Source organism: Veillonella infantium (genome assembly GCF_002959895.1).
GTDB lineage: Bacteria > Bacillota > Negativicutes > Veillonellales > Veillonellaceae > Veillonella > Veillonella infantium.
Window position 1 is genome coordinate 68,025 of record NZ_PPDD01000015.1, and the last position, 25,657, is coordinate 93,681.

The window sequence follows — 25,657 nt, forward strand, 5'->3', positions numbered from 1 at the left end:
AGGTATTGGGCTTTATCATCTTGTTATCAGAGTTTGGTAGTATCCAATTTTATAGTTTTGAGAGATATTTGAGGTTTATAGAATGAGAGGTTGAGCGCATGAGAGAAAGCAATATTGAGTTATTGCGCATTGTTTCGATGGTGCTGATTATTATGCACCATTTCAGTGTGCACGGAACATTTCCCTTTACGCCAGAGTTAACGTTTAATAAGGTATTTCTCCAAGTCTTTGGGCTTGGCGGCAAGGCTGGTGTAGTAGCCTTCGTTATGATAACGGGATACTTCATGGTTTCTAGCAGCTTCAAGCTACACAAATTTGGGAAGCTCGTAGGACAGATATGATTTTATAGTCTAGCCATGCTTGGTGTGGCTATGGGTTTAGGGCTCGATACAGTGACCTCGAGGAACATGATGTTAACACTACTACCGATTGGTGCTATGAGCTGGTTCGCTCAGAACTTTTTAGTCCTCTATTAAACTGTGCGGTTCTTATATAACACAAAAAACAGGTATTATCTTGAGTAGTATAGGCATATTAGGCGCCTTCAGAGGGGATATTCTCGTCGATGTACTGGCTACGACCGACCCAGCGTATATGAAACAGATTTTCTATTTTACCCAAAATGAGTATGGCTTCTTCCAGCTACTACTTGGTATAGGTTTATTTATTACTTTCTTGAAAGCCAAGATCACCTATCATCCGTGGATCAATACGATTGCCTCTACGACCTTGGGGATTTACTTACTGCACTATAATAAGCTGTTCCTTCATATGTGGGACAATATATTCGGTACCTATCAGTATTACGATTCTGCTTTATTACCACTATATGCGATCCTTGTGGTGGCACTCATTTTCATAGTTGGCATGGTGGTAGACTATATGCGGTTAGCTTTCATAGAAAAACCTATTATGAATCGCATTACGTTGTACATTGAAAGTAGTCAATCGTGGATGGAGAAGAAGGGGTCATTTTAATGCGAATCTCACCGTTTTTTGATATAATAAGCAAGTATTCCAACGATAAAACGGAGGTAATTCTAATGAGTAAATTCTTATATATGTTAGCGGCTCTACTCGTGTTGATCGGTATTAATACACAAGGCGTTGAAGCTCGTACCGATGTATATGCTACGACCTATAACGGCAATAGCTGGTATGTAGACCAAGACTCTGTAAAGAGAGTAGGGGATGTACTTAATTTTACCGTATATACGACATCTGGTCTTAGCTATAAGGTAACATCTAGCGATAGTAATTATTACAATGCAGATGTATTCTACTATAACAACAAACTCGTTTCAGACAATGGCCAATCCGTCTGGAAATCTCCAGGTATGATGGCCGCTATGCGTGTGGCACGTAAATAATAGGAATAATAAAGGCAGCGAGATGATCGCTGCCTTTTGGTATTCATAAGTGTACTATAGTATCGTTTATCCGTATTTGACGATATATAAGATTAACCCTATAATATAAACAGATAGCCAAGCGAGTAGATCCGTCGGGCTCATCTCAAGAGAATAAATAATTGATGAAATGGCCTTTCAGTTACCTAATTATCTAGGGATAACGAAGGGCTATTTGTCTTTTCCAAGACAAATAAGCGCCACAAGTGCACCAAAGGCAATGACAACCGTCATTGCCTCTAGAATTATCATGATCAACTCATAATCACTCATAGACAACCCTCCCTTCATTAACGAAGAGAGGCCCAACCTCGCTTAACTATCCTATATCAATTATATGGCGAACATATAAGCGAATCAATAAGAATCTATTTATAGAAATATACAAAAATATATATACGTATACGTTAGCAGTAACTATAATTACTGCTTTTTTTTACTTGTGATAATTTTATAGTTATGTGGCAAATTTCCCTCATATTTACAAGAATATAATTATTAAATATAATTAAATTATTTAATAATAGTTTATAGTGTGTAAATGAGAGAGGGTTTTTATGAAACGTGTGTATAAAGCAAACCTATCTTTAGCGATTGCTCTGACAATTGCTAGCTCTGTAGTGCCCTATGCAATGGCGGGGAGTACATTAGTTACTACACCTAATGGTGCAAATATTACGACAAACAACGGTGGGAAGTTTAAGGCTGGCGAAATGACAAACTACATATCTACGATTGAAGCAGATACTGGTAGTACAGTTAGTATTGATAAAGCTGTTGCTAATATTGGCTATAATAACAAGCCTTTCATTAGTAGTAAAGGTGGCAGTACAGTTAGCCTTAAGGAAGGCGTTTATGATGTTCAAAATGTAAGCACTCCTATTGCAGTGGCTCAAGGTGGCACCGTTAATATTGGTGTAGACGGCAACAAAGGTAATTTTACTGGTAAGGACTTGTCTTTAGTAGGTGATGTTATCGTTAAAAGCGACCCAAATCATGCGTCTGAGATCAATATTGGTATCATTGGCAAAGAATCTCTTTGGGATGGTTTGGCCTTTAATTTAGCAGATAAAGATGCAAAACAGCCAAGTCATATTAATGTATTCCTTGGAGACTATGGTGCTTGGGAGCTCTTCTATCAAGGCGGCTTGCATGAAGGAACATTAGATGGTGGTACACAACCTAGCCATGTACATCGACTTGTAGGCTCTAAGAATCGCAACTATGCGAATATGGTAACCCAAAGTGAGCATAATAAGCTATATGTAGATAAGCTTGAAGGGCATGTAAACTTTATTTACGATCCTAATGATGAAGGTGGCGATACTGAGGATCCAAGCTATCAACCACCAACGAAAACCTATAATGGTTTAACTCCAGATTCCTTCTGGGGTGGTGATATTCATATTACAAGTGCGGCTCCTGGTGCAGCGGCTCATGTGTACACTACTCAACGAGGCCTAGATATGTCCTCTGAGGCTAATGTGAACAAGATTTTAGATAACTTGGCTCACAAGATGTACTATCATAACTATGTTAATGGTGAAAGAAACCTACAAGGTACAGTAGCCATTGCATCTGATGGTTCTGAATCTGGTCGTTTTACAGTAATTACATCTGGTCATGCTAAAGAAGGTGATATTACATGGCAAGCGGATAAAGATGGTCAAGGTAAATACGTATATGGTGAAAATAAACCTGTACCAAAACCTCAACCTAAGCCAATACCTAAGCCAGAAGTAAAACCAACGCCAACACCTGAGGTTAAGCCGGCACCAACTCCGACTCCTAAACCAGAGGTTAAACCAGCGCCAAAACCTGAGGTTAAGCCAACACCAAAACCAACACCTAAACCAGAAGTGAAACCAGCTCCAGTGCCAGAGCGTAATTCTCATGTTCATGTTATCATGGGTGATTTTGATACACCTCATATGCGCGGTGCCCGTTCTGCTATTATGAGCAATATCAATGGTTGGAGAACATTGACAGATAATATGTATCGTCCACGCGTATTGCAACAAGGCGAACCAACAGGCATTTGGGCTCGCGTTGGGGGCGGTAAATATAGCTATACCGCAAAAGGTATCGACACAGATACAACATATACACGCATTCAAGGCGGTTACGATGCTAAAACAGGTAGCGGCTGGACTGTAGGTGGTCAAGTATCCTACCTTCGTGGCAACGATGATTACGTATTTAATGGTACTGGTAAGGAAAAAGCCTTTGCTGTAGGTGCTTACGGTGTGAAAGATCTTGGTAAAGATCAATATATTCACATCGAATCTCAAGTAGGCCGCGTTTCTAATGCTTTCACAGCTCGCAATGAAATTGGTGAAAGCATTTCTGGTGATGCTAAAGCAAATGCCTATACAATTGGTGCACGATACGGTAAAACTGTGAAATTCCAAAATGGTACATACATCGAACCACAAGCGCAATTGAGTTACACTCATTTCGGTGGGGATAGCTTTGATGCAGGTCGTATGCATGTCAACGAATCTGGTGTAAGCAGCACAGCAGGTGGCCTTGGCCTTGAAATCGGTAAAACATTCGGCGCAGGTAACATCTATACTCGCGTTGGTGTAAACCATGCCTTCTCTGGCACTGTAAATACAGCGTACACAACTGGCAATACTACAAAATATACAAAACAAGACCTTAAAGGCACTTGGACCGATCTAGCATTCGGTGGTCGCTATGGCTTCAATGCTAATAACAGCATCTTTGCTGACCTTAGCACAGGATTATCCGGTGACTATAAAGCAGGCTGGTCTGTAAATGCTGGATTTACACATAAATTCTAAGGATCAATTTAATAAATTATTCTTTGTAATATAGCCAATATATAAAGCCTCCTAATAGTAGAGTAATAACTTTATTATTAGGAGGCTTTTATAATATATTTCGTATATTTCTATTAATAGATTCTTATTGATTCGCCCATATGTTCTCTATATAATTGACTTAGGATAGTCAGGCGAGGTTGGGCCTCTCTTCGTTAATGAAGGGAGGGTTGTCTATGAGTGATTATGAGTTAATCATGTTAATCCTAGAAGTAATGACTGTAATCATTGCTTTTGGTGCACTCGTGGCGCTTATTTGTCTTGGAAAAGACAAATAGCCCTTCGTTACCAGTAACTGGATAACTGAAAGGCCATTTCATCATGTTTTTTATCCTTTTGAGATGAGCCCGACGGTTCTACTCGTTTGGCTATCTGTTTATATTATAGGGTTTATATCATATATCGTCAAATACGGATAAACAAGTGTATATTAAACAATTTTATATGGTTATTATTTACTAAGAGGCAGCGAATTAATCGTTGCCTCTTTTTGTATGCTTCCATCTAATAGATACTAATTTTCCAACAGATGACAATTTTTAAATATTTTTAAAATAAATACGTATAATTCATTTACAATTCACTAAAAATGATGTAATATTTTAAATATATTTTAAAAGTGTTAGAAAAAAGTTTCTTTATTATGAGAGTGTATATCTGTCTTTTACCGTATATAAAGGCTAATAAATCAACTCATAGATATATATTCAAGTATGAAGGAGCTTTCACAAATGTGATTGTATTGTAAGTGAAATATTGATTGAGGTATAAGAGGATGAAAGGTAGTAATAAGATTTTATTGTCTGCTGTTATGATGACCTTATTGTCATCTACGATGGCTATGCCTGTTACATGGGCTGCAGCAGGTATTAATTCTGATGGACGTATTTTTGCAACTACTGCTGATAGTAAATTTGAAAGTACAGGTAATACGACTGCAAATGGTGTAGTCGCATCTGATGGTGGTCAAGTTACCATTGGATCTTTGGATACTCCTGATGCATCTCAATTGCCTAAACGCTATCGTCAACCAGCTTTCATTACAGGCATGCTAAATAACAGTTCCATTCAAGTGGATGGCGGGGTTATGGACGTGACTACTGCACCATGGAAGTCTCCATATCCAGTAGCGTTTGCATATAATAGTAAAATTAATCTCGGCATTGATGATGCGGGTACTGTAAAACACAAAGTGTTTAATATGCAAGGTGATGTGCTGGTATCTGATAAAATGATGCCTCCTCATCAAGAACAGCAACCATCTGTGATTAATATCGGTCTAGGTCGTGCACATAACAGTCCTAACCAGTTCTCCGGTAAAGCTGTGAACACCTTAGAGGATAAAGGTGGCGAAATCAACATGACCTTTGATGGTGGCATGTGGAGCCATGATAGCATGGGCGGCTTGGAATCTTTCAAAATTGATGGTAAAACAGAACGTAGTAGTATTAACAATCTCACAGGTACTCGTACGCGCGAAGGTTTCAGCCGTATTTCCCAAGATTCTCGCAGCGACATTCATGTGAATAAACTAGATGGTCATATTAATGTTATTTATGACATGACTAGTGGTACTGGCTTAAATTATGCTAAACCAGGTTCTAAGAAAGACGGCCTAGATCCAGCTGACATCGAGGGCGGTAACTTCATCGTAAAATCTGCTACGACTGGCTCTGGCGTACATGGCTATGTAACAGGTGATCATCTCGATACTTCTTCTGAAAGTAATGTAAATAAGATTTTAGATAACTTAGCGCACAAGTTCTATTATGAAAACTATGTAAAAGGTGAAAGAAACCTTTCTGGTACTGTATCCATCGCTTCTAAAGGTATCGTGTCTAGTTACAAAAAAGCGTTGACTACAGACCAAAAAGAAGGGGATATTACATGGAAGGATGGTAATGGTCAAGGCTCCTATGTAGTGCCAGAACCAAAACCTACACCGACTCCAGATCCTAAACCAGTTACGCCAGTAACTCCAGATCCTAAGCCAGTTACGCCAGTAACTCCGGATCCAAAACCAGTTACACCAGTGACTCCAGATCCTAAACCAGTTACACCAGTGACTCCGGATCCAAAACCAGTTACACCAGTGACTCCAGATCCAAAACCAGTTACACCAGTAACTCCAGACCCTAAACCGGTTACACCTGTAACACCAGCACCTAAACCAGTAAATCCTAATCCTGTTATTCGTGGTGCTTATGATACACCTCATATGCGTGGTATTCGTTCTGCTGTAGTAGGAAATATCAACGCTTGGCGTACATTAGCTGACGATATGTATCGTCCTCGTGTATTGCAACAAGGTGAACCAACTGGTATTTGGGCTCGCATCGGTGGCGGTAAATACAGCTACTCTGGCAGCGGTATCGATACAGCTACAGATTATACACGCATCCAAGGTGGTTATGATGCTAAAATCAGCCGTGGCTGGACTGTAGGTGGTCAAGTGTCCTACCTTCGCGGCTCTGAAGACTATGTATTCGATGGTTCCGGTAAGGTGAAATCCTTCTCCGTTGGTGCATATGGTTTGAAAGACCTTGGCAAAGATCAATATGTACATGTAGAAACTCAAGTAGGTCGTGTATCTAATGACTTCACAGCTCGTAATGAAATCGGTGAAGCTATGTCTGGCGATACAAAATCTAATGCGTACAGCATCGGTGTTCGCTACGGCAAAACATTGAAATACGCTAACGGTTTCTATGTAGAACCGCAAGCACAATTGAACTTTACACACTTTGGTGGCCGTAACTTTACTGTAGATAATATCTCTGTTAACCAATCTGGCGTAAACAGTACTACTGGCAAGCTTGGTCTTGAATTGGGTAAACAATTCGGCAATGGTAACCTTTATACAAGATTTGCTGCAGGTCATGCTTTCACAGGCAATGTAAAAACTGCATTCGCTAGCGGCAGTGTTACGAAATTAACAGAACAAGACCTCAAAGGTACTTGGACTGAATTGGCATTCGGCGGCCGTTATGGTTTCAATAGCAACAATAGTGTATTTGCTGACGTTGCTACAGGTTTGTCTGGTGATTACCAAGCAGACTGGGGCGTAAATGCAGGATTTACACATAAGTTCTAAGTGTAGATTTATTAAATAATCTTTTTGTACAATAGCTAACATATATAGCCTCCTAATAATAGAGTCATGACTTTATTATTAGGAGGCTTTTATTGTATGGAGCATAGAATTAACTATATAGCGACCTATACATTTTTCTTTTAATGTTAAGGAAAAACTATATAGACGAAATACGATATATTGTGTATACTAATGAAAATAGTAAGCATACTAGGATTTATTGATAGATGCTTACTGTATAAATAAATTTACCATGCTTAGTATGGGGATTTCTATGGGGATAACCGTTCCTATAGAGATAATATCTAGTGTATGATAAATGAAGCCACTCTGGGGAGGGCGGCTTCTAATGAGGAGAACTTATGAAACTAATTAAATTACTACCAATTATGGCAATTGCTTCTGTATGTGTTGCTGGCCAAGTACATGCGGCACAAGATCCTTTGATGATGCCTGAACAACCTGCGGCTCCTTTGACTGCAGAACAACAAGAAATTTCTCTTGCTGTTCCTAGTGAAGAGGTAAAAGCTGTAGTATCTGAATTTGCAGCATTCCAATTGGGAATGAGCAATGCTTTAATCAAAGACGACAATCGCGTAATGTCTGGTCAACAACGTTATACTAATAACGTGTTGTACTACATGAATGTTCGTCGTGACTGGTACATTACAAGCCATCGCTATAAAAAAGATAGCTATGCTCGCGTAGCATTAGACCGCTTGTACTTAGATTACAAAGAATTCTTCACAAACCACACAACTGTGTCTGACATGAACAAAGCTGAATATGAACGCCAAATCTTAGCTATTCTTGAAAAGAATACTGAAAACATGAATAACGATGAATTGCGTTTCTACATGAACGAAATGGTAATCTACAGCTTGAAAGAAGCTATGCGTGACGGTAATAACCGCGTTAAACGCATCCGCTAATCGGTATATATAACTATATATCTATGAAAGAGGTAACGGCATAGACCGTTGCCTCTTTTGTTTTCAAAACAAATGCCCTCGTAGGAATAAATTCTACGGGGGTTTGTCTATTAATTGATTATATTATCTGATCTGATCTATTCTTTATGAATTATTATTTATATTATTTACATATTTTTTCGATAGCAGTATAATCTACTTGTAGAATTATGAGGAAAGTATGAAGGAGAAGTGTTTTGTAGTGTAACAAGGGAGGCGTATGATTATGAATCACGCAAAGAAACTACAATTATTAGCAGTACTCGGAGTTTTGACTATATCTTCGGCAAGCTTGGTACAGGCTGCAGATATTCCTGTTGTTTCTAGTGGTGGTGCCACTTATAACATTGGTTTACAAGGCTGGTCATCTTTCACTAACTCAGATAATGTACATCTTGGTGGTCAAACTGGGGCGGCTAACAGCGATCCCTATGCCCATTCAGGGGATCCAAATGCAAAGGGTAATAATATTGCCATCGGTCGTCTTGCCTTGAATGGTTCTCAAGGTGGTGGTAACGTAGCGCTTAGTTCTAAGACATTTGTAGGCGGTAAAGGTGATTATAACTTCTTAGGTAACTTTGCAGCAGGTTATAATTCAACGATTTCCGATACAATTGCTATAGGCTACTTTACAGGTTCCTACTCTCAAGGTAATAAAAACGTATGGCTCGGCGCTTCTCAAGCTGCCGCTAGTAAGGGGAATAACACTGTATTAATCGGTTCTAACTCCACTGTAAATGGTAATTTTAACTATGGCATGGGTCATGGTGTTATCTTTAAAGGCGATAAGAACTCTGCTATTGGCGCATATAACAAAATTGAAGGTAACCAATCTGGCGCCTTTGGTGTAGGTACGTATAATGTGGATACTGTTAAGGGCGATAATTCCTACAGTGTTGGTAACAAGAACCAAGTGAGTGCTAATAATACATTCGTAGTTGGTAATAATGTGAAAACATCTTTAGACAATGCAGTTGTATTAGGTAATAATTCTACTGCTGAAAGTAGTGATGTAGTGAGCACTCCAAGTTATACCTACAATAATGGTGATACTGAAAGCTTTGCTGGTACTGCTCCTGTGTCTACTGTATCTGTTGGTGCGGCAGGTCAAGAACGCACTATCACTCATGTTGCAGCAGGTCGTATTACAGCGGATTCTACAGATGCGGTTAACGGCTCCCAGTTATATGGTACAAACCAACAAATTGATGTATTGCATCGCGATGTACGCCACGTGGAAAAAGAATCCAATCGCGGTGATGCTCGTGCCGCAGCACTCGCTGCATTGCATCCACTACAATTTGATCCTGACCACAAGGTTCAAGTTATGGGTGGCTATGGTCACTATAAGGGCGAAAATGCATTGGCTCTTGGTGTAGGTTACTATCCGAAAGAAAACCTACTCCTTACAGCAGGTACAACTGTAAGCGGCGATTTAATGGCCAATGTGGGTGTGTCTTATAAATTCGGTGAAAATAAGACACTTGCTAAGATTTCTCCTGCATCCTATAACGCATTGGAACAACGGGTAGATACATTAGAAGCACAAAACAAAAAACTACAAGAAACAGTAGATATGCTTGTGCAAAAACTTAATGAGAAATAGAATTTAATATTGATAGAGGTTATAAAAATGAGGTAATGACAGTGTTATTACCTCATTTTCATATACCTATATATAACATTAAAGTAATAAGGTTTAGTGACCGCTAATCTTGACATACATATACATTATTCGATACACTAATATATATTTCATTTGTTGTTCATGAATTTTAAATGTAGAGAGTAATGAAACGTATTGTGTGTATCGCCTTGAGCGCCCTATTGTGTTGTATGGGTACAGCTGAGGCAGAAAAACAACAATTACATAATGATAAGGGCGTAGTGTCTGCAAAAACGGATGCTCAAACAGAGCGCATGAAGGTCGCATCAGAGGGCTTTCACATTACGCCTGCTTCCACACCGGACCATGTGATTGGCCAAGGTGGGCCGCTCATCATGGATCGGCAAGATACTAAGACCGTGCAGTATAGCAATGTGGATGCAGTGAACCGCGCCATTAATGCGGTGGCTATGTCCAATGTATCTAATGCTATGTATGGTGCCAAAGGTAAGCCGTGGATGCGCCGCACTACGCTGAGCTTTCAGTTCCAAGAAGGGTGGAAGCCGCTGTATTCTGCGGAGACTATTCAGCCTCTAGGTCATTACGATACTACCTCTCGTGATGTGTGGTTTACGCAGCAGCGCATTTCTCGCGCCTCTGATACGGGTACTACCCTTAATGTAGGTGTTGGGTACCGTCGTATCTCCAAGGACGACCATCATCTCTATGGGGCTCATCTATTCTATGACCATCGCTTCTTAAATCGTCACGATCGACTCAGTGCTGGTCTTGAATATATGTCTGGTGAAAGCGAGTTTCGTTTTAATTGGTATGGTTCTGCTTCCGATGAACGTGTTTTGGATGCGAATCTGCATACCCTAGAGCGAGTATCTAATGGTTATACCTTAGAATATGGTAAAACCTTTAAAAATGCGCGCTGGGCTAGAGTCTATGTTGAAGGCTATCACTGGAACCAGGATCGACAAGCCGATAAGAATGGTTTACGCGTAGGCTCTGAGATGCAACTTACGTCGCGTGTATCTGTAGATATGGGATACAATAAACCGGAACATAGCTCTGGCGGTGCATATGGTAAAATTACGTTCCGTTTAGCGGGAGCTCCGATGGCTTGGTATGGTGGCAAGCATCGTTTAGAACAATCTGCAACGGTTCGCGATAAAATGCTCAACCTCGTAAGACGAACTAATACGGTTTTTGTTGAACAATAATTTTGATAACTGAATAGACAAATTGAATGGTCATGCCATTTCCTGCATTCATTTTATTTTAATGAAAATTAAATGAAAAATAACCTACTATTGTTCCTATATAAGTGATATACTCTAGGTAAGGGAAACGTTAGTGTTCATATCAATTGTTCTTTAAGATAATGGCTTTTTATAAAAGCCATTATCTTATTATTTGATGCCGTGTGATCGCCCGTTCATCTTAGTTACTCTCCAACTATGTGATAATCTTTGTGTTGTGTTTACTTCAAAATCTCTCTCTTAATAACAAACCTATATCATGCGGCAACGGTAAGAGGTTCGCCTTCCTCTTACCAAAAAAGGGTAGTTAATCCTCATCGATTAACTATCCTTTTTTATATTCTCTTAATAGATATATAAATTACTGTTTACAAAATTCGTATACGTGCTACAATATTCATATAAGACTCATGAATAAAAAGTGAATTTTAATGCAAAGAGAGAATGATAGGTTTTGTAGTTTGTAAATGGAGGTTCTAAATTATGAACAAACGGAAACGTTTATTAACTTTGTTAATCAACGGTGTATTGTTATCTAGTTTATGTGTTGTAGCGAGTGCAGCCGATACGGCAACGGGCACTGGTGCTGGTGTAGCGTACGGTACAGGTAGCAATGCTCCAAAGGCTGAAAACGTGGCGATTGGTAATAATGCTAAGATTGGTTATTCCAATGGTGCTAGTGCTGCTACAGGGGATATCGTAGTCGGTAAGGATGCTAATATTAATAACTATGCTAGCCAAGGTGGTAGTGTAGCGATTGGTAAAAATGCAAAAATTGAAAATATGGCCGGCGGCGTAGAGGCTAGCTTTGCATTAGGTCAAACAACGTATAGTGGTAGTTTCTTCTCTTCTTCAAGAATTCCTGCGGATCCAACAAAGGTAGTAGGCAGTGTTGCCATTGGGGATAATACATTTGCTCGTACTGGTAGTACTATGATTGGTTCCCATAACTATAAAGGCGATCTTGGTGATATCACGGTAGATACATCAACTACTCGTAAATATGCATTGAATGCTTATGCCACTACAGTAGGTGCTAATAGCTTTAGTAATGGCGCTTTTACAACCAATACAGGTACCTATAATATTATCTCTAGTGAATATAATGGTGGTCGTTTAGCAAATCCTGTTAAGAACTTGGGATCCACTATTAATGGTTCTTTAAACAGCATTGAGTCTCAAACAGCTAGTAGCTACTACGCTGGCATTGCTAACAGCATTGTTGGTACAGCAAATAGAACGTTTAATTCTAATGGCTCTCTTATTATGGGTGCTGGCAACGAAATCACTAACTCTGTTAAATCTATTTCTGGAGCACCAGATGATGGCGGTAATTCCGCTAAAGAATTAGCTGAAAAATTGCGCACTGCTGTAAAAGATGCTAACGGCGGTGGCGCTACGATGGCCATCGGTGGCGGCAACAAGGCTGACTACACATTGCGTACATCAATGATTGGTATTAACAATACTGTAACAGGTACGAATGGTGCTAAAAGCACAGATAACTTTGTAGTAGGTGTTGGTAATACTGGTACAAATGTACAACATATGACGGCTATAGGTTCTAAGAACACTGTATCTGATGCTAATAATACAGTTATCGTTGGTGATAACCGTAAGGTAACAGGTGCTAATAATTCTGTCATTATTGGTTCTAGCGATGCAGAAACTACTACAACTGTTAACGATGCAGTAGCTATTGGCCATAACACTGAAGTATCTGCTGAAGGCGGTGTAGCTCTTGGTAGTAAATCAAAAGCGACTGTAGCAGCCGGTGCAGCTGGTTATGATATTAGCACAAAAGCGGTATCTACTGATACAAGCTCCACATGGAAAGCCACAGCATCTGCTGTATCTGTTGGCGACGTAGCTAATGATGTAACACGTCAAATTACATCTGTTGCAGCTGGTACAAATGATACTGATGCAGTAAACGTAGCACAACTTAAAAAGGTAGAAACTAAAATCTCTACTGTTGAGGCAGATGCTAAAAAACATACTACTGTAGTAGCAGGTGATAATACAACTGTTACATCTGGCACTAATGCTAATGGTGGTGCTGAATATAAAGTAGCTGTTAATAAAGACTTAGTAGAAATGAGCTCTGCTAACTTCGGCAAAGCAACTGACGACGTTCGTGCTCGTATCGATAAAGACAGCGCTCGCTTCTTTAACGGTAGCGAAAATATCGGTGTTACACCTAAAGGTATCCAAATCGAAAACACAGATACATTAGAACAAGCGAACTTCACTAAATACGGTATGTATGCAAGTGAAGGTAGTAAAACTATTTACTACACTACAAATGGTATCAGCGCAGGCGACCAAATCATCAATAATGTGAAAGCTGGTGTAGCAGATACTGATGCGGTTAACGTATCTCAACTTAAACGCGTACAAGATCAAATCGCAGCATCCACTCAAGTTACAACTGTAACAGCTGGTGACCACATTAAGGTAACACCAACTGTAAATGGTAATACTCATGATTACAAGGTATCTCTTGCTGATGATATTGCTGACCAAATTACAAATAACACAACAAATATCAACAAAAACACAAATGATATCAAAAATATCAAAGGTAATTTATCTAAAATCGATAAACGTGTTGATAAATCTGTAGCAGGTGCAGCAGCGTTGGCAGCATTGCATCCACTTGATTTCGATCCAGATGCTAAATGGGACTTTGCAGCAGGCTATGGCCATTACCGCAGTGGTAATGCTGCCGCATTAGGCGCTTTCTACCGTCCTAATGAAGACGTACAACTTAGCGTAGGTTCTACTGTAGGCAGTGATGAAACAGTATTTAATGCTGGTTTATCTGTGAAAGTAGGAGCTCATAGTGGCGTATCTCGTTCTCGTGTAGCGATTGGTAAAGAAGTATTAGCTCTTAAGAAAACTGTAGCTGAACAAAATGCTCAAATTCAAAAATTGACTACATTGTTGAATGGTGTTGCTGGTACTAAGATGAAAGCCGATCACACAACATTGTTCCCAGATATCCCTACAAACCATTGGGCATATGAAGCTGTAAGCGATTTATCTCGCCGTGGTTTAGTAGAAGGCTATCCAGATGGCACATTCGGTGGTGACCGTATGTTAACACGTTATGAATTTGCTCAAATCGTATACCGTGCTATTCAAGACGGTGTAACAGTTAATGATCGCCTTGTAACAGAATTCAGCCCTGAAATGGCTTTGTTCCGTGTTGACACTGTAGCTAAAAATGCTAAAGGTGAACCAACAATCGAACGCGTTCGTGTTAATAAAAAATAAGGATACTATTAGTTTATAGTGTTTATACAACTTAATAAGTAGCTACTATGCCATACCTCAACTCCACCCCGAGGTCGCATAGTAGTGAACATAAAAAAGCGTAACTGATGAGACGGCAATCTTATCAGTTACGCTTTTATTTGTGCAGATATAAATATGAATCAATATATCAATATATTAATCTATATCTGCATTTGTATTTAGATTTGTATTTAGATTTATATTTATATTTATATAAAGGTATATCTATTGTCTGAAGTATCCCAAAGCAGTGATATGTTGAATTGATTCGTCTAAATATTGTTCGCTAGGCACCGTAAATGTTTCACCATTTCGAGTGCGTGTAATCGTTAGTGTTTCATCTAGAATTGCAATTAGCTCTGCTCGAGAGATTGGTTTTGCCATTTGCTTCATTACATATAGTAAGCCTTCATCGACACTAGCGTCCTCTTGGTTAAACATATTACCTAACGTCATGTACTGTTTGCCATTACCTTCAATTAGTGTGGAAACATAATTAATAAATCGCTCAGGAATATAGCTCACATTTTCTACAAATGGTAAGCATTCATAATTCTCACCATATGCATTGAGGTGGTTGAGGATAGAGAGGTGGAATAGGCGCACATATAGCTTATTCATATCGAAGGTTTCGTTTGGATAATGTTCTTCTATATATTTTTGAATATCCTTTATAGTAAATAGTTGTTTTGTATTCATAAAATACTTGATAGTTTGATGTAAAGGATCTGTCCAACCATTTGGTGTACCAAGTCTATCCTCTGCAAGCCCGCAATAGTAAATGCTTTCAAGAATTTCTTTATCTACTGTTTCATTACGCACGATTGCATCTGCATTGCATTGTTTAGTTAATAAGGCCATGCGGAATTGTGTATCGTAAACAAAATCGTAGTATTGCTCTTTGGCCTTGTAATCATTGTTAGAGAGGACCTTAATATTATCTACGATGCTGTCATCTAACCAAGTAATAAAAGATTTTTCTAATCGTGCATCACCTATATATACGCAGCCTTGATGCTCTGCACGCTCAATAAATTGAGCCACATAAACAGGATCATTAAAGGTTTCTAAATATTCATGGGCTACATAATAGTTATTGGATTGCAACACGCGATTGATATTATCGATTTTATAACCAGACTGTTTTTGAATTTCATCGTCCATCTTCATGGTTTCCGCAATTAGCTTTAGCACATTCTTTGTGTAAATCGTACGTTCTTGCAAGCTATCTTTTTTAGCCTGTGTTTCAGAATAGAGCATAATATCGCGAATTTGTTCTAATCGTTTCCAACCAGGATATGTATTGTACGATACATAGGCGATACCGCGGTCTGATAAATTGCGATTACAAATGGATAAGATTTTATCTTTTACAATATCTGGCACCCAAGACCAGATGCCATGGACGATGATGTAATCAAAGGTGCCGAAATCATCATCAATGTCCATAATATCCTTTTCTAGCAGTGTGATATTAGTGAGACCGATAGATTTGATTAATTCGTTACCATGCTTAATTTGGACAGGGGATAGGTCGATGCCTGTGAAAGTTGCTTCTGGATAGTACAGTGCTTGAGGGATGATATTGCCACCACAAGAGGAGCCAAGCTCGAGGACGCGGGCACCCTTAATTGGCGCTGGATTGAGACCGTATAGACGTGCTTTGGCGATTAAAGAGTTAATAGCACAATTAGAAAATGCTTTTGATACATAAAGAAAATCATCGTAAGAGTCCTTCAATGCATTAATCTCTTCTTGATCCGCAGACTTTTGATGCGGTGGAGCACTAATTATTTGTTGTGATTCATTATGATTGTTTCCTTTATATACTTCATTAGAAGTGTTTTTTGATGGCTCTTTAGTTTGTGTATCCATAATGAGTCCTTTCTTATTCTTTATGGGAGAATACCAACTTATATATCTATAACTATATTTATATCTCTATCTATATCACTATTTATATCTATATCTATATGAACTACCTACCTGTTTATACAGTTTCTAAAATGGTTAGTATCATCTCCTATGGGATGACCCAATTATACCGCATTATGACTTAGTATATCATAATTTTTATCAAAATCGGCCGAAAAATTCATAGTTATTTCATTTGTGAATTAATATATGAAAAAATTGTGAAAGTGCCTTTAAAAGGTTGTTGGATTATTATATTCATATTTTTCTATGATCCATATTTTATAGATAATATATAAATAGATGCCAAAATCGAGAAAAATCAATGAGATTAAATCAATTAATCGTTTATTTATAACTAACATTAATATTATTATCGAAAAAACTAGTTCTGCATAGAGAAAAATAGATTATATTTTATAAAATACGTATAAAACACCGAAAAAATGAGTAAAAAATCACTCGTATATTAAATTTTGTTTAACAAAATAAAGGTTCTAACAACAAATCTTACTGTTTATGATAAAAACATGAAGAAAAGTATTTACAACATTTTCGATATATGATATTCTGTTCATGACACAAAATGAAAGAAATATGAAAGATGCTCAGAAAGGCGTAAAGGTATGGGAAATTTAGGCTTTTCGTTCTTTTGTATTTAAATGATTTAATTATAAGGATTGTAATTGTGTCTAGTTAAGAAAGGGGTTCATAGTAATATGAATAAAATCTTTAAAGTTGTTTGGAGCAAAACTAAAGAGTGCTACGTAGTAGTTTCCGAAGTTGCAAAAAACAATGGTGGTAAGAAAAAAGCTCTTGCTAGCGTATTAGCTGGTTTAGCTATGGTAGCTGCTACAGCAGGTACACCTGTACAAGCTGGTACTGCATTAGGTGGTAGTGCTATTAATATTACGCCAGACGGTACATTAAATGGTAGTAACACTACAACTAAAAACTCTGTAGTTGTTGGTTATCAAAATAATGCATCTGGTACATATGCTAATAGTGAGAATGGCAAAATTATTTATGGTGCTAATAACGTAGCTAATAGAGAGTCCTCTTTAGCAGTTGGTAACCAAAACCAAGCAACTAATAAATCTGCAAGCGCTATCGGTGTTGGCAATACAGCATCTGGTGAAGCATCTGTAGCAATGGGTAATTCCAGTACAGCATCTGGTGACCGTTCTATCGCAATCGGTTCTGGTGCAAACGCTACTGAAGGCGCTGCTCTGGCAATCGGTCGTCAAGCTGAAGCAACAGGTTCTAGTTCTGTAGCAGTAGGTTATGTAAATAAAGCTAAAAAGAATGTTGCTGTAGCACTTGGTGTTAATAATAATGTAGATGGCGAACAAGCAACAGCGGTTGGTTCTAGTAATACAATTGCAACTAATGCTAACCAAGCAACTGTAATTGGTCGTACAAACACAGTTAATAGAGCAGGTTCCTTTGCTGGTGGTTTTTCCAACGTTACTAACGGTGAACGTAACGTAGCAGTTGGTAGTGAAAATACTACTACAGGCGAAGATAGTATTGGTATTGGTACTAAAGTAATTGCTGGTACGGGTAAAACAATTGCTATCGGTAGTGTAGCGAGTGACGCTGGTAAATATTTACAAACAATTGCACGTGGTAACGATACTGTAAACCCTGCAACAGGTCAAGTAAATAATGTCTTTGCTCTAGCTATTGGTAACGGTGCTCAAGCAGATGGTAAAGCTAAAAGTGCATCTGGTATGATTGCAATCGGTCAAGAAGTAAAAGCTGACAATAATAACACAATTGCAATCGGTGTTAAAACTGAAGCAACTGGTAATAATGGTACAGCTGTAGGTAGTTACGCTAAATCTATTGGTACCTCCAGTGCTGCATTCGGTACACAAGCTGTTGCTAATGGTTTAGGCGCTACTGCATTCGGTCCTGGTGCAAGTGCTGGTGATGGTTCTACTGAAGCAGATGGTTCTACTGCTGTAGGCCGTAAATCTACTGTAACTGCTGCAGGCGGTACTGGTATTGGTTGGGCTACAACTGTAAGTGCTAAAGATGCTACTGCAATCGGCCATAGTGCTACTGCATCTATCGCTGGCGGTGTTGCTCTAGGTTCTGATTCTGTAACAACTACAGATAAAGGTATAAAAGGTTACAACCCAGCGGATAGCCGTACTAATAAATATAGTGATCAAGCTGGTGCAATTGGTACATCTACATTAGCTGCCGTTTCCGTAGGTAATGGTACAACTGCAACTCGTCAAATCACTGGTGTTGCAGCAGGTACTGCTGACACTGATGCAGTTAACGTAGCTCAATTGAAAAACGTTAATTTAAAATATGCTGGTGACACTGGTAATAGCGACGTATTGTTGAAAGACGGTACATTGAATGTTAAAGGTGATGACAAATTCATCTCCACATCTGCTGATGCAAATGGTGTAAAAATCACTGCTAAAGTAGGTGAAAATATTACTACTAATGCTGATGGTAAAGCAGTAGCTCCTACTACAAACGGCATTGCTACTACTGACAATGTAACTCAAGCGATCAACAACTCTGGTTGGAAAGTAACTTCCGCTAACAATGGTGGTACTACAAACGGCACTACTTCTGAAAAAGTAAGCCCTGGTGACACTGTTACTTTCAGCGCTGGTAAAAACATCGTATTAGACCAAGCTGGTAAACAATTCACATACTCCTTGAACAAGGACGTTGATTTGACTAAAGATGGTTCCTTAACAATTGGTGATACTAAAGTTAACAACGATGGCTTAACAATCACTGGTGGTCCATCTGTTACAAAAACTGGTATCGATGCTGGTAATAAAAACATTACTAATGTAAAAGCTGGTGTAAACGATACTGATGCAGTTAACGTAAAACAATTAAAAGACGCTAAAACTAAACTTGTAGATGGCAAAAATACTACCGTTGAAGGTGATGGATCCACAGCTACTCCTTATAAAGTAAATGTGGAAGGCGACTTGAAAGGTATTACATCCATTTCCAATGCTGACGGTGGTCCTAAAATGACAATTGGTGGCAACTCCATCAACATCACTGGTGGCCCACTTAACATGGGTGGTAGCAAAATCACTAATGTAGCTCCTGGTACAGATGATACTGATGCAGTTAACTACAGCCAAATTAAAGGTTTAAGAACTGAAGTTAAAGCTGGTACTAACGTAACTGTAGATAAAACTCAAGGTACAGATGGCCATGATATCTACACTGTAAATGCAACTGCTACTGGTGGCACAGCTTCTAGCTGGAACATTAAATCCTCTGCTACAGACGGTAAAAACAACGGTATTACAACTGCAACAAACATTTCTGATGCTAAAACTGTAGAAATGCAAGCAGGTAAAAACTTAACTGTAAAACAAGCAGACACAGCTAACGGCGCTTCTGTTGAATTCGCATTGGATAAAGATGTTGATTTAACTAATGATGGTTCCTTAACAATTGGTGATACTGTAATCAACAAAGATGGTATGACTATCACTGGTGGCCCATCTGTTACTAAAACTGGTATCGACGCTGGTAATAAAAACATTACTAATGTAAAAGCTGGTGAAAACGATACTGATGCAGTTAACGTAAAACAATTAAAAGACGCTAAAACTAAACTTGTAGATGGTAAAAATACTACCGTTGAAGGTGATGGCTCCACAGCTACTCCTTACAAAGTTAATGTAGAAGGTGACTTGAAAGGTATTACATCCATTTCCAATGCTGACGGTGGTCCTAAAATGACAATTGGTGGCAACTCCATCAACATTACTGGCGGTCCACTTAACATGGGTGGTAGCAAAATCACTAATGTAGCTCCTGGTACAGATGATACTGATGCAGTTAACGTAAAACAATTAAAAGCTGCTAAGACAGAAGTTAAAGCTGGTGCAGGCGTAACTGTAGCTAAATCTCAAGGTGCTGAAGGTCAAGATATCTACACAGTAAGCTCCACTGGTGCTACTGGTAACACTGATCCTTCTAAAGTTGAAGCTGGTAAAAACACTACTGTAACAGGTGATGGTACAGCAGCTACTCCTTACAAAGTAAATGTAGAAGGTGACTTAACAGATATCTCTTCCATTACAAATGGTAACGGTTCTGGTAAAATCTCCTTCGCTGGTGATCAAGTTGTAAAAGTTGAAGGCGACAACCCTATTTCCTTAGATGGTAAAGGTGGCTATGTAACTGGCTTACAAAACAAAGATTGGGATATTACTAACCCAACGTTTGTTTCTGGTCGTGCAGCAACTGAAGACCAATTGAAAAAAGTAAGCGATGGCTTCAACAACACAGTTAAATTAGCTGGTAACACTGGCAACACAGATACTCAAAAATTGAGCCAAACTGGTGGTTTAAGCTTCGGTGTAGTTGGTGCTAACAACGGTCAATACATCAAAACAACTGCTTCTGGTACAGATGTAGTAGCTGATTTGTCCGATGACGCTAAAACTAAATTAAATAAAACATATACAGTATCCTCTGGTTCCACTAATGTAACTGTAACTCCAACAACTGTTGGCGATAACACAGATTTCAAAATTAGTGTAACTAATACTGCTACTCCTGGTGGTGCTTCCTCTACTGAAAGTGTAGTTAAAAAAGCTGATGCAGCTGGCGACACTAACATTGCTGACGTTACAGTAGCTGGTGGTAAAAATACTAATGATCCAGATGCTCAATACGAAGTTAATGTTTCCCGTAATGCAGTTAAAGATGCAGCACGTGAAGCAGTAACAGTTAACAACGGTGGTACAACTACTGGTGGTAACTACACAGCTGATGCAGACAATCCTATCACTGTTAACCCTGTGAAAGATGATGCAAACCATAACACTACATACGAAGTGAAATTCGATGGTGATAAGGCAGCTAAACAAATTCCTTTGACATACAAAGCTAATGGTACTGGTGACCAAACAGTTAAATTGGACAAAGGTTTGAACTTCACTAACGGTTCCAACACAACAGCTTCCGTAGCTGCTGATGGCGTAGTTAAATACGACTTGAACAAAGACGTTGATTTGACTAACGGTGGTTCCTTAACAATTGGCGATACAGTAATGAACAATGGTGGTTTAACTATCACTGGTGGTCCATCTGTTACTAAAACTGGTATTGATGCTGGTAGTAAGAAAATTACTAACCTAGCTCCTGCTACTGATGGTACAGACGCTGTTAACTACGATCAATTGAAAGCAGCTCGTACAGTTGTTACTTCTAAAGATAATTCTGTAACAATCAACAAAACAGAAAATGGCGATCAAGTAACATATGACTTGCATGTAAATGCAGCTGCTGGCACAGCATCTACTTGGAACTTGAAATCTGGTGCAGTTTCTGCTACAGAAGGTACACATTCTGGTGACACAGATCAAAACATTGCAGACGGTAAATCCGTTACAATGCAAGCTGGTAAAAACTTAACTGTTAAACAAACTAACGACGGTAACGGTAATACAGAAGTTGCATACGCTCTTGATAAAGAACTTAAAGATCTTACAAGCGTAACTACTGAAAAAGTAACAACTAAAGAAATCGGCTTACAAGATCCAACTGGTAAAACTACAACAATCAAGAACGATGGCGACCGTATTACATACACTAAAGACGGTGATACTAAAGTTCATGAAGTAGCTACTCTTGAAGATGAAAAACACATCAAACCAGGTAGCTATGCTGTAGACAATAAAGGCAACGTAACAATGACTTACGTTGACGGTAAAGGTCAAGATGTACCAAATGATAAAGTAGAGCTTACTGGTATTGCTAACCAAGATCTTTCCAACATCACTGATGCAGGTAAGAAAGTAATCACTGGTCTTGGTTCCATTGTTAAAGGCGGCGAAAACGTTAACGTAACTGAAGCATCTGATGCTACTACAGGCCAAAAAACTTACACTGTAAATGCTGTAACTCCAGCTGTTTACACTAAAGCTGATGGCACTAAAGTATACAAAATTGTAGATCCTACAACAAATGCTGTTACATACAATACAAAACCAGATGGTACAGGCACTGCTGTTCCTGCAAATGATGTTATCGTATCTTTCGAAGATTCTAATGGTAACACAACTGGTGGTAACACAATCATCAACAACGTTGGTTCTGCTATCGATAAAACTGGTACAGCTACTGGTGATACATTCTTAACTAAACTTGATAATGCAGCTACTGCAACTCCAAATGCAGCAGTAAACGTTAAAGACCTTAAATCTACATCCGATGCTATTATCGGTAAAGAGCTTCACATCGCTCCTACAGCAGTTAAAGCTGGTAGCACTGAAGCTAAAGGCGGTGTAGTAGACGGTACTGAAAACGTATACAAATACGATGCAGCTACTAAAAAAGTTACATTGACATACAACGATGGCAATGGTAAAGCTGTAACTGATACTAAAGCAGTTATCGACTTCTCCGACTTGAACATCCCAGCTCCTGCAGCAGCTTACAGCTTCAAAACTAATGCAGCTGGTAACGTTGACGGTACTTCTACAGAAACTGAAGTAGCAAGCGGCAAAACTGTAAACTTCGGCGCAGGCAAAAACTTGACTGTAAAACAAGAAATCGGTACTGATGGTAGCCATACTTACACTTATGCATTGGATAAAGAATTAACTAACCTTGATAAAGTAGTTGTTAATGGTAAAGATGGTCAACCTGGTAAAGACGGCGTAACTATTACTGGTCCTCAAGGCGCAGCTGGTACGGATGGTAACAACGGTAAAGTTGGTATCTCTGGTAAAGACGGTAAAGACGCAGTTTCTATCTCCGGTAAAGATGGCGTAGGTCACATTGGTTTGACTGGCCCTGCTGGTAAAGATGGTAAAAATGCAACTGCTGACATCACTGTAAAAGATGGTGTTCCAGGCGTTGACGGCCAACCTGGTGAAACTTTGACTCGTATCGTATACCAAGACAAAGACGGTAACGAACATCAAGTAGCAACTCATGATGATGGCATGAAGTTCGCTGGTGACGACGGTCAAACTGATCCAACTAAAGTTATTAAGAAACATCTTAACAACGTAGTAGATATCGTTGGTGGCGCTGATAAAGCTAAATTGACTGAAAACAACATTGGCGTGAATAACGACAATGGTAAATTGAAAGTTCAATTGTCTAAAGACCTTGATCTTACTAAAGACGGTTCCGTAAAAATTGGTGATACTACAGTTAACAACGATGGCTTGACTATCACTGGTGGTCCATCTGTTAAGAAAGATGGCATTAATGCTGGCGATAAGAAAATCACAGGCGTTAAAGCTGGTGAAGACGATACAGATGCAGTAAATGTTAAACAATTGAAAGATAACGCTACAACTGTTAAATCTTCTGATAACACTATCTCCGTAACAGACACTAACACTGATCCTACTAAAGGTCATGCATATGACATCAAGATCAATAACCAAGGTGTTGTAAACAACGCTCAACTTCCAGTGGTATACACTAAACAAGATGGCACTAAAGTTTACAAACAACCAGATGGTACTTTCAACACAGCTAAAGATGGTTCTGGCACTGTTGTAAATGCTGGTGATGTAATCGCTTCCATGAATAGTGCAGGTGACTCTACTACAGCTCCTACTAAGTTGAACAATGTTGGTTCCTCCATCGCAGATAAAGCTGGTAATACATTCTTAGATAAGATTGATGCCGCTGCTGGTGACAACAATACTAAGAACGGTGCTGTAAATGTATCTGACCTTAAAAATGCTGCTGATGCAATCGGCAATAAAGGTATGAACTTCGGTACACAATCTACTGGTCCTAATAGTGAAATCCATAAAAACTTGGGTGAAAAACTTGAAATCGTTGGCGAAGGTACTAAAGCTGATGACAACTACAGCGGTTCCAACATCAAAACTATGACTAAAGATGGTAAAGTTGTAATCGGTCTTGATAAAGATCTTAACGGCTTGAACTCCATTGGCGTTCCTGGTAAAGATGGCGTAGCTGGTAAAGATGGTGTATCCATCTCCGGTAAAGACGGTGCTAACGGTGTTGACGGTAAAGTTTCCATCGGTAAAGACGGTAAAGACGCTGTATCCATCGCTGGTAAAGACGGCGTAGGTCACATTGGCTTGACTGGTCCTAAAGGTGCTGACGGTAGCAACGGTAAATCTGTTGATATCTCCACAAACGATGGTAAACAAACATTAGTGAACCCAGAAGCTGGCACTGATAAATCTCAACGTATCATTTACACTCCACAAGATAAAGACGGCAACCCTATTAAAGGTGCTGACGGCAAAGATATCGTACGTGAAGTGGCAACTATGGACGATGGCTTGAAATTCACAGGTAACAACACTAGCACTGAAAATAAACATGCGTTGAATACGCTTGTTAAAGTTCAAGGCGAAGGCGTAACTGAAGCTCAATCCGCTGCATTCCAATCCGCTGCTGGTAACATCAACGTAGTAGCTGATGGTAACGATACATTAACTGTTAAATTGAACAAAGACCTTAAAGGTATCAACTCTATCAGAAACAGTGAAAGTGGTCCTGCATTGAACTTCAACGCTGGTGATCTTGCTGTAACTGGTGGTAACCTCAACATGGGTGGTAACAAAATTACTAACCTTGGTAAAGGTACTAACGATACAGATGCAGTTAACTTGAAACAATTGAAAGATTCCCGCACAATCGTTAAATCTACTGATGGTTCCGTAGGTGTTCGTGAATCTGAAAGTGCTGATGGCGCTAAAGTATACGACTTGTCTACTGGTGCAAGCCCTCGTTTCGATGAGTTAACTGATGAAATCGGTCGTGTAGGTGCACAAGGCGCAGCTCTTGCAGCATTGAAACCTATCCAATACGATCCATTAGAACCAACTCAAATTATGGCTGGTTATGGTAACTACCGTGGTAACTCCGCTATTGCAATGGGCGTTGCTCATTACAAAAACGAGTCCACAATGATGCATGCTGGCTTAGCTTGGGCAGGTGGTTCCCGTCACATGATGGCAAACGCTGGTGTAACTTGGAAAGTTGGCAACCGTGATAGCGAAGCTGCTGTAGCAGATCGTTACCGCAAAGGCCCTATCAGCTCTGCTTATGCAATGCAACAAGAAATGGCTTCCGTTAAAGCACAAAACGCTGGATTAAAAACAGAAGTATCTGATTTGAAAGCTGAAAACGAACAAATGAAAGCTCAAATTGCTGCTATGATGGCAAAACTTGGTATGTAATCATTTGTGAGTGTAAGAACTGAATGAGCAAAGGAAGGTATGCGCTACCTAG

11 protein-coding genes are annotated in these 25,657 nt (G+C 39.2%); 10 read left to right on the forward strand and 1 reads right to left on the reverse strand.

Annotation, left to right across the window (positions count from 1 at the left end):
• The first annotated feature begins 152 nt into the window (after positions 1 to 152).
• The 9 genes from VCHSUH03_RS09580 (at position 153) to VCHSUH03_RS09465 (ending at position 14,473) form a co-directional block, all read left to right on the forward strand.
• Positions 153 to 341: a hypothetical protein gene (locus VCHSUH03_RS09580; RefSeq protein WP_241567181.1), complete on the forward strand. Its 189-nt coding sequence runs from the start codon at positions 153 to 155 to the stop codon at positions 339 to 341.
• Between the two features lie 175 nt (positions 342 to 516).
• Positions 517 to 978 carry a hypothetical protein gene (locus VCHSUH03_RS09585; RefSeq protein ID WP_241567179.1) on the forward strand — a complete coding sequence of 154 codons (462 nt, stop codon included), beginning with the start codon at positions 517 to 519 and terminating at the stop codon, positions 976 to 978.
• Positions 979 to 1,043: 65 nt separating this feature from the next.
• Positions 1,044 to 1,370 (forward strand): Tat pathway signal protein, encoded by a 327-nt coding sequence (locus VCHSUH03_RS09435; protein ID WP_105094838.1) that lies wholly within the window; start codon positions 1,044 to 1,046, stop codon positions 1,368 to 1,370.
• Between the two features lie 596 nt (positions 1,371 to 1,966).
• Positions 1,967 to 4,216 (forward strand): autotransporter outer membrane beta-barrel domain-containing protein, encoded by a 2,250-nt coding sequence (locus VCHSUH03_RS09440; RefSeq protein ID WP_105094839.1) that lies wholly within the window; start codon positions 1,967 to 1,969, stop codon positions 4,214 to 4,216.
• A gap of 814 nt (positions 4,217 to 5,030) precedes the next feature.
• Positions 5,031 to 7,349 carry an autotransporter outer membrane beta-barrel domain-containing protein gene (locus tag VCHSUH03_RS09445; protein ID WP_105094840.1) on the forward strand — a complete coding sequence of 773 codons (2,319 nt, stop codon included), beginning with the start codon at positions 5,031 to 5,033 and terminating at the stop codon, positions 7,347 to 7,349.
• A 362-nt stretch (positions 7,350 to 7,711) separates the two neighbouring features.
• The gene (locus tag VCHSUH03_RS09450) at positions 7,712 to 8,281 is read left to right on the forward strand and encodes a hypothetical protein (protein WP_105094841.1); all 570 of its coding nucleotides are present in this window, start codon (positions 7,712 to 7,714) and stop codon (positions 8,279 to 8,281) included.
• 265 nt (positions 8,282 to 8,546) lie between these two features.
• A complete protein-coding gene (locus VCHSUH03_RS09455) occupies positions 8,547 to 9,926 on the forward strand; it encodes a YadA-like family protein (protein ID WP_105094851.1) in 1,380 nt (459 codons plus the stop codon).
• Positions 9,927 to 10,111: 185 nt separating this feature from the next.
• Positions 10,112 to 11,155 (forward strand): inverse autotransporter beta domain-containing protein, encoded by a 1,044-nt coding sequence (locus VCHSUH03_RS09460; protein WP_105094842.1) that lies wholly within the window; start codon positions 10,112 to 10,114, stop codon positions 11,153 to 11,155.
• 522 nt (positions 11,156 to 11,677) lie between these two features.
• A complete protein-coding gene (locus VCHSUH03_RS09465) occupies positions 11,678 to 14,473 on the forward strand; it encodes an S-layer homology domain-containing protein (protein ID WP_105094843.1) in 2,796 nt (931 codons plus the stop codon).
• Positions 14,474 to 14,719: 246 nt separating this feature from the next.
• On the opposite strand, the gene VCHSUH03_RS09470 is transcribed toward VCHSUH03_RS09465, so the two are convergent.
• Positions 14,720 to 16,369 (reverse strand): class I SAM-dependent methyltransferase, encoded by a 1,650-nt coding sequence (locus VCHSUH03_RS09470; RefSeq protein ID WP_105094844.1) that lies wholly within the window; start codon positions 16,367 to 16,369, stop codon positions 14,720 to 14,722.
• Positions 16,370 to 17,127: 758 nt separating this feature from the next.
• Here VCHSUH03_RS09470 and VCHSUH03_RS09475 point away from each other — a divergent pair.
• Entirely contained in the window at positions 17,128 to 25,605 is an 8,478-nt protein-coding gene (locus VCHSUH03_RS09475; protein ID WP_105094845.1) for an ESPR-type extended signal peptide-containing protein, read from the forward strand.
• The last annotated feature ends 52 nt before the right edge of the window (positions 25,606 to 25,657 follow it).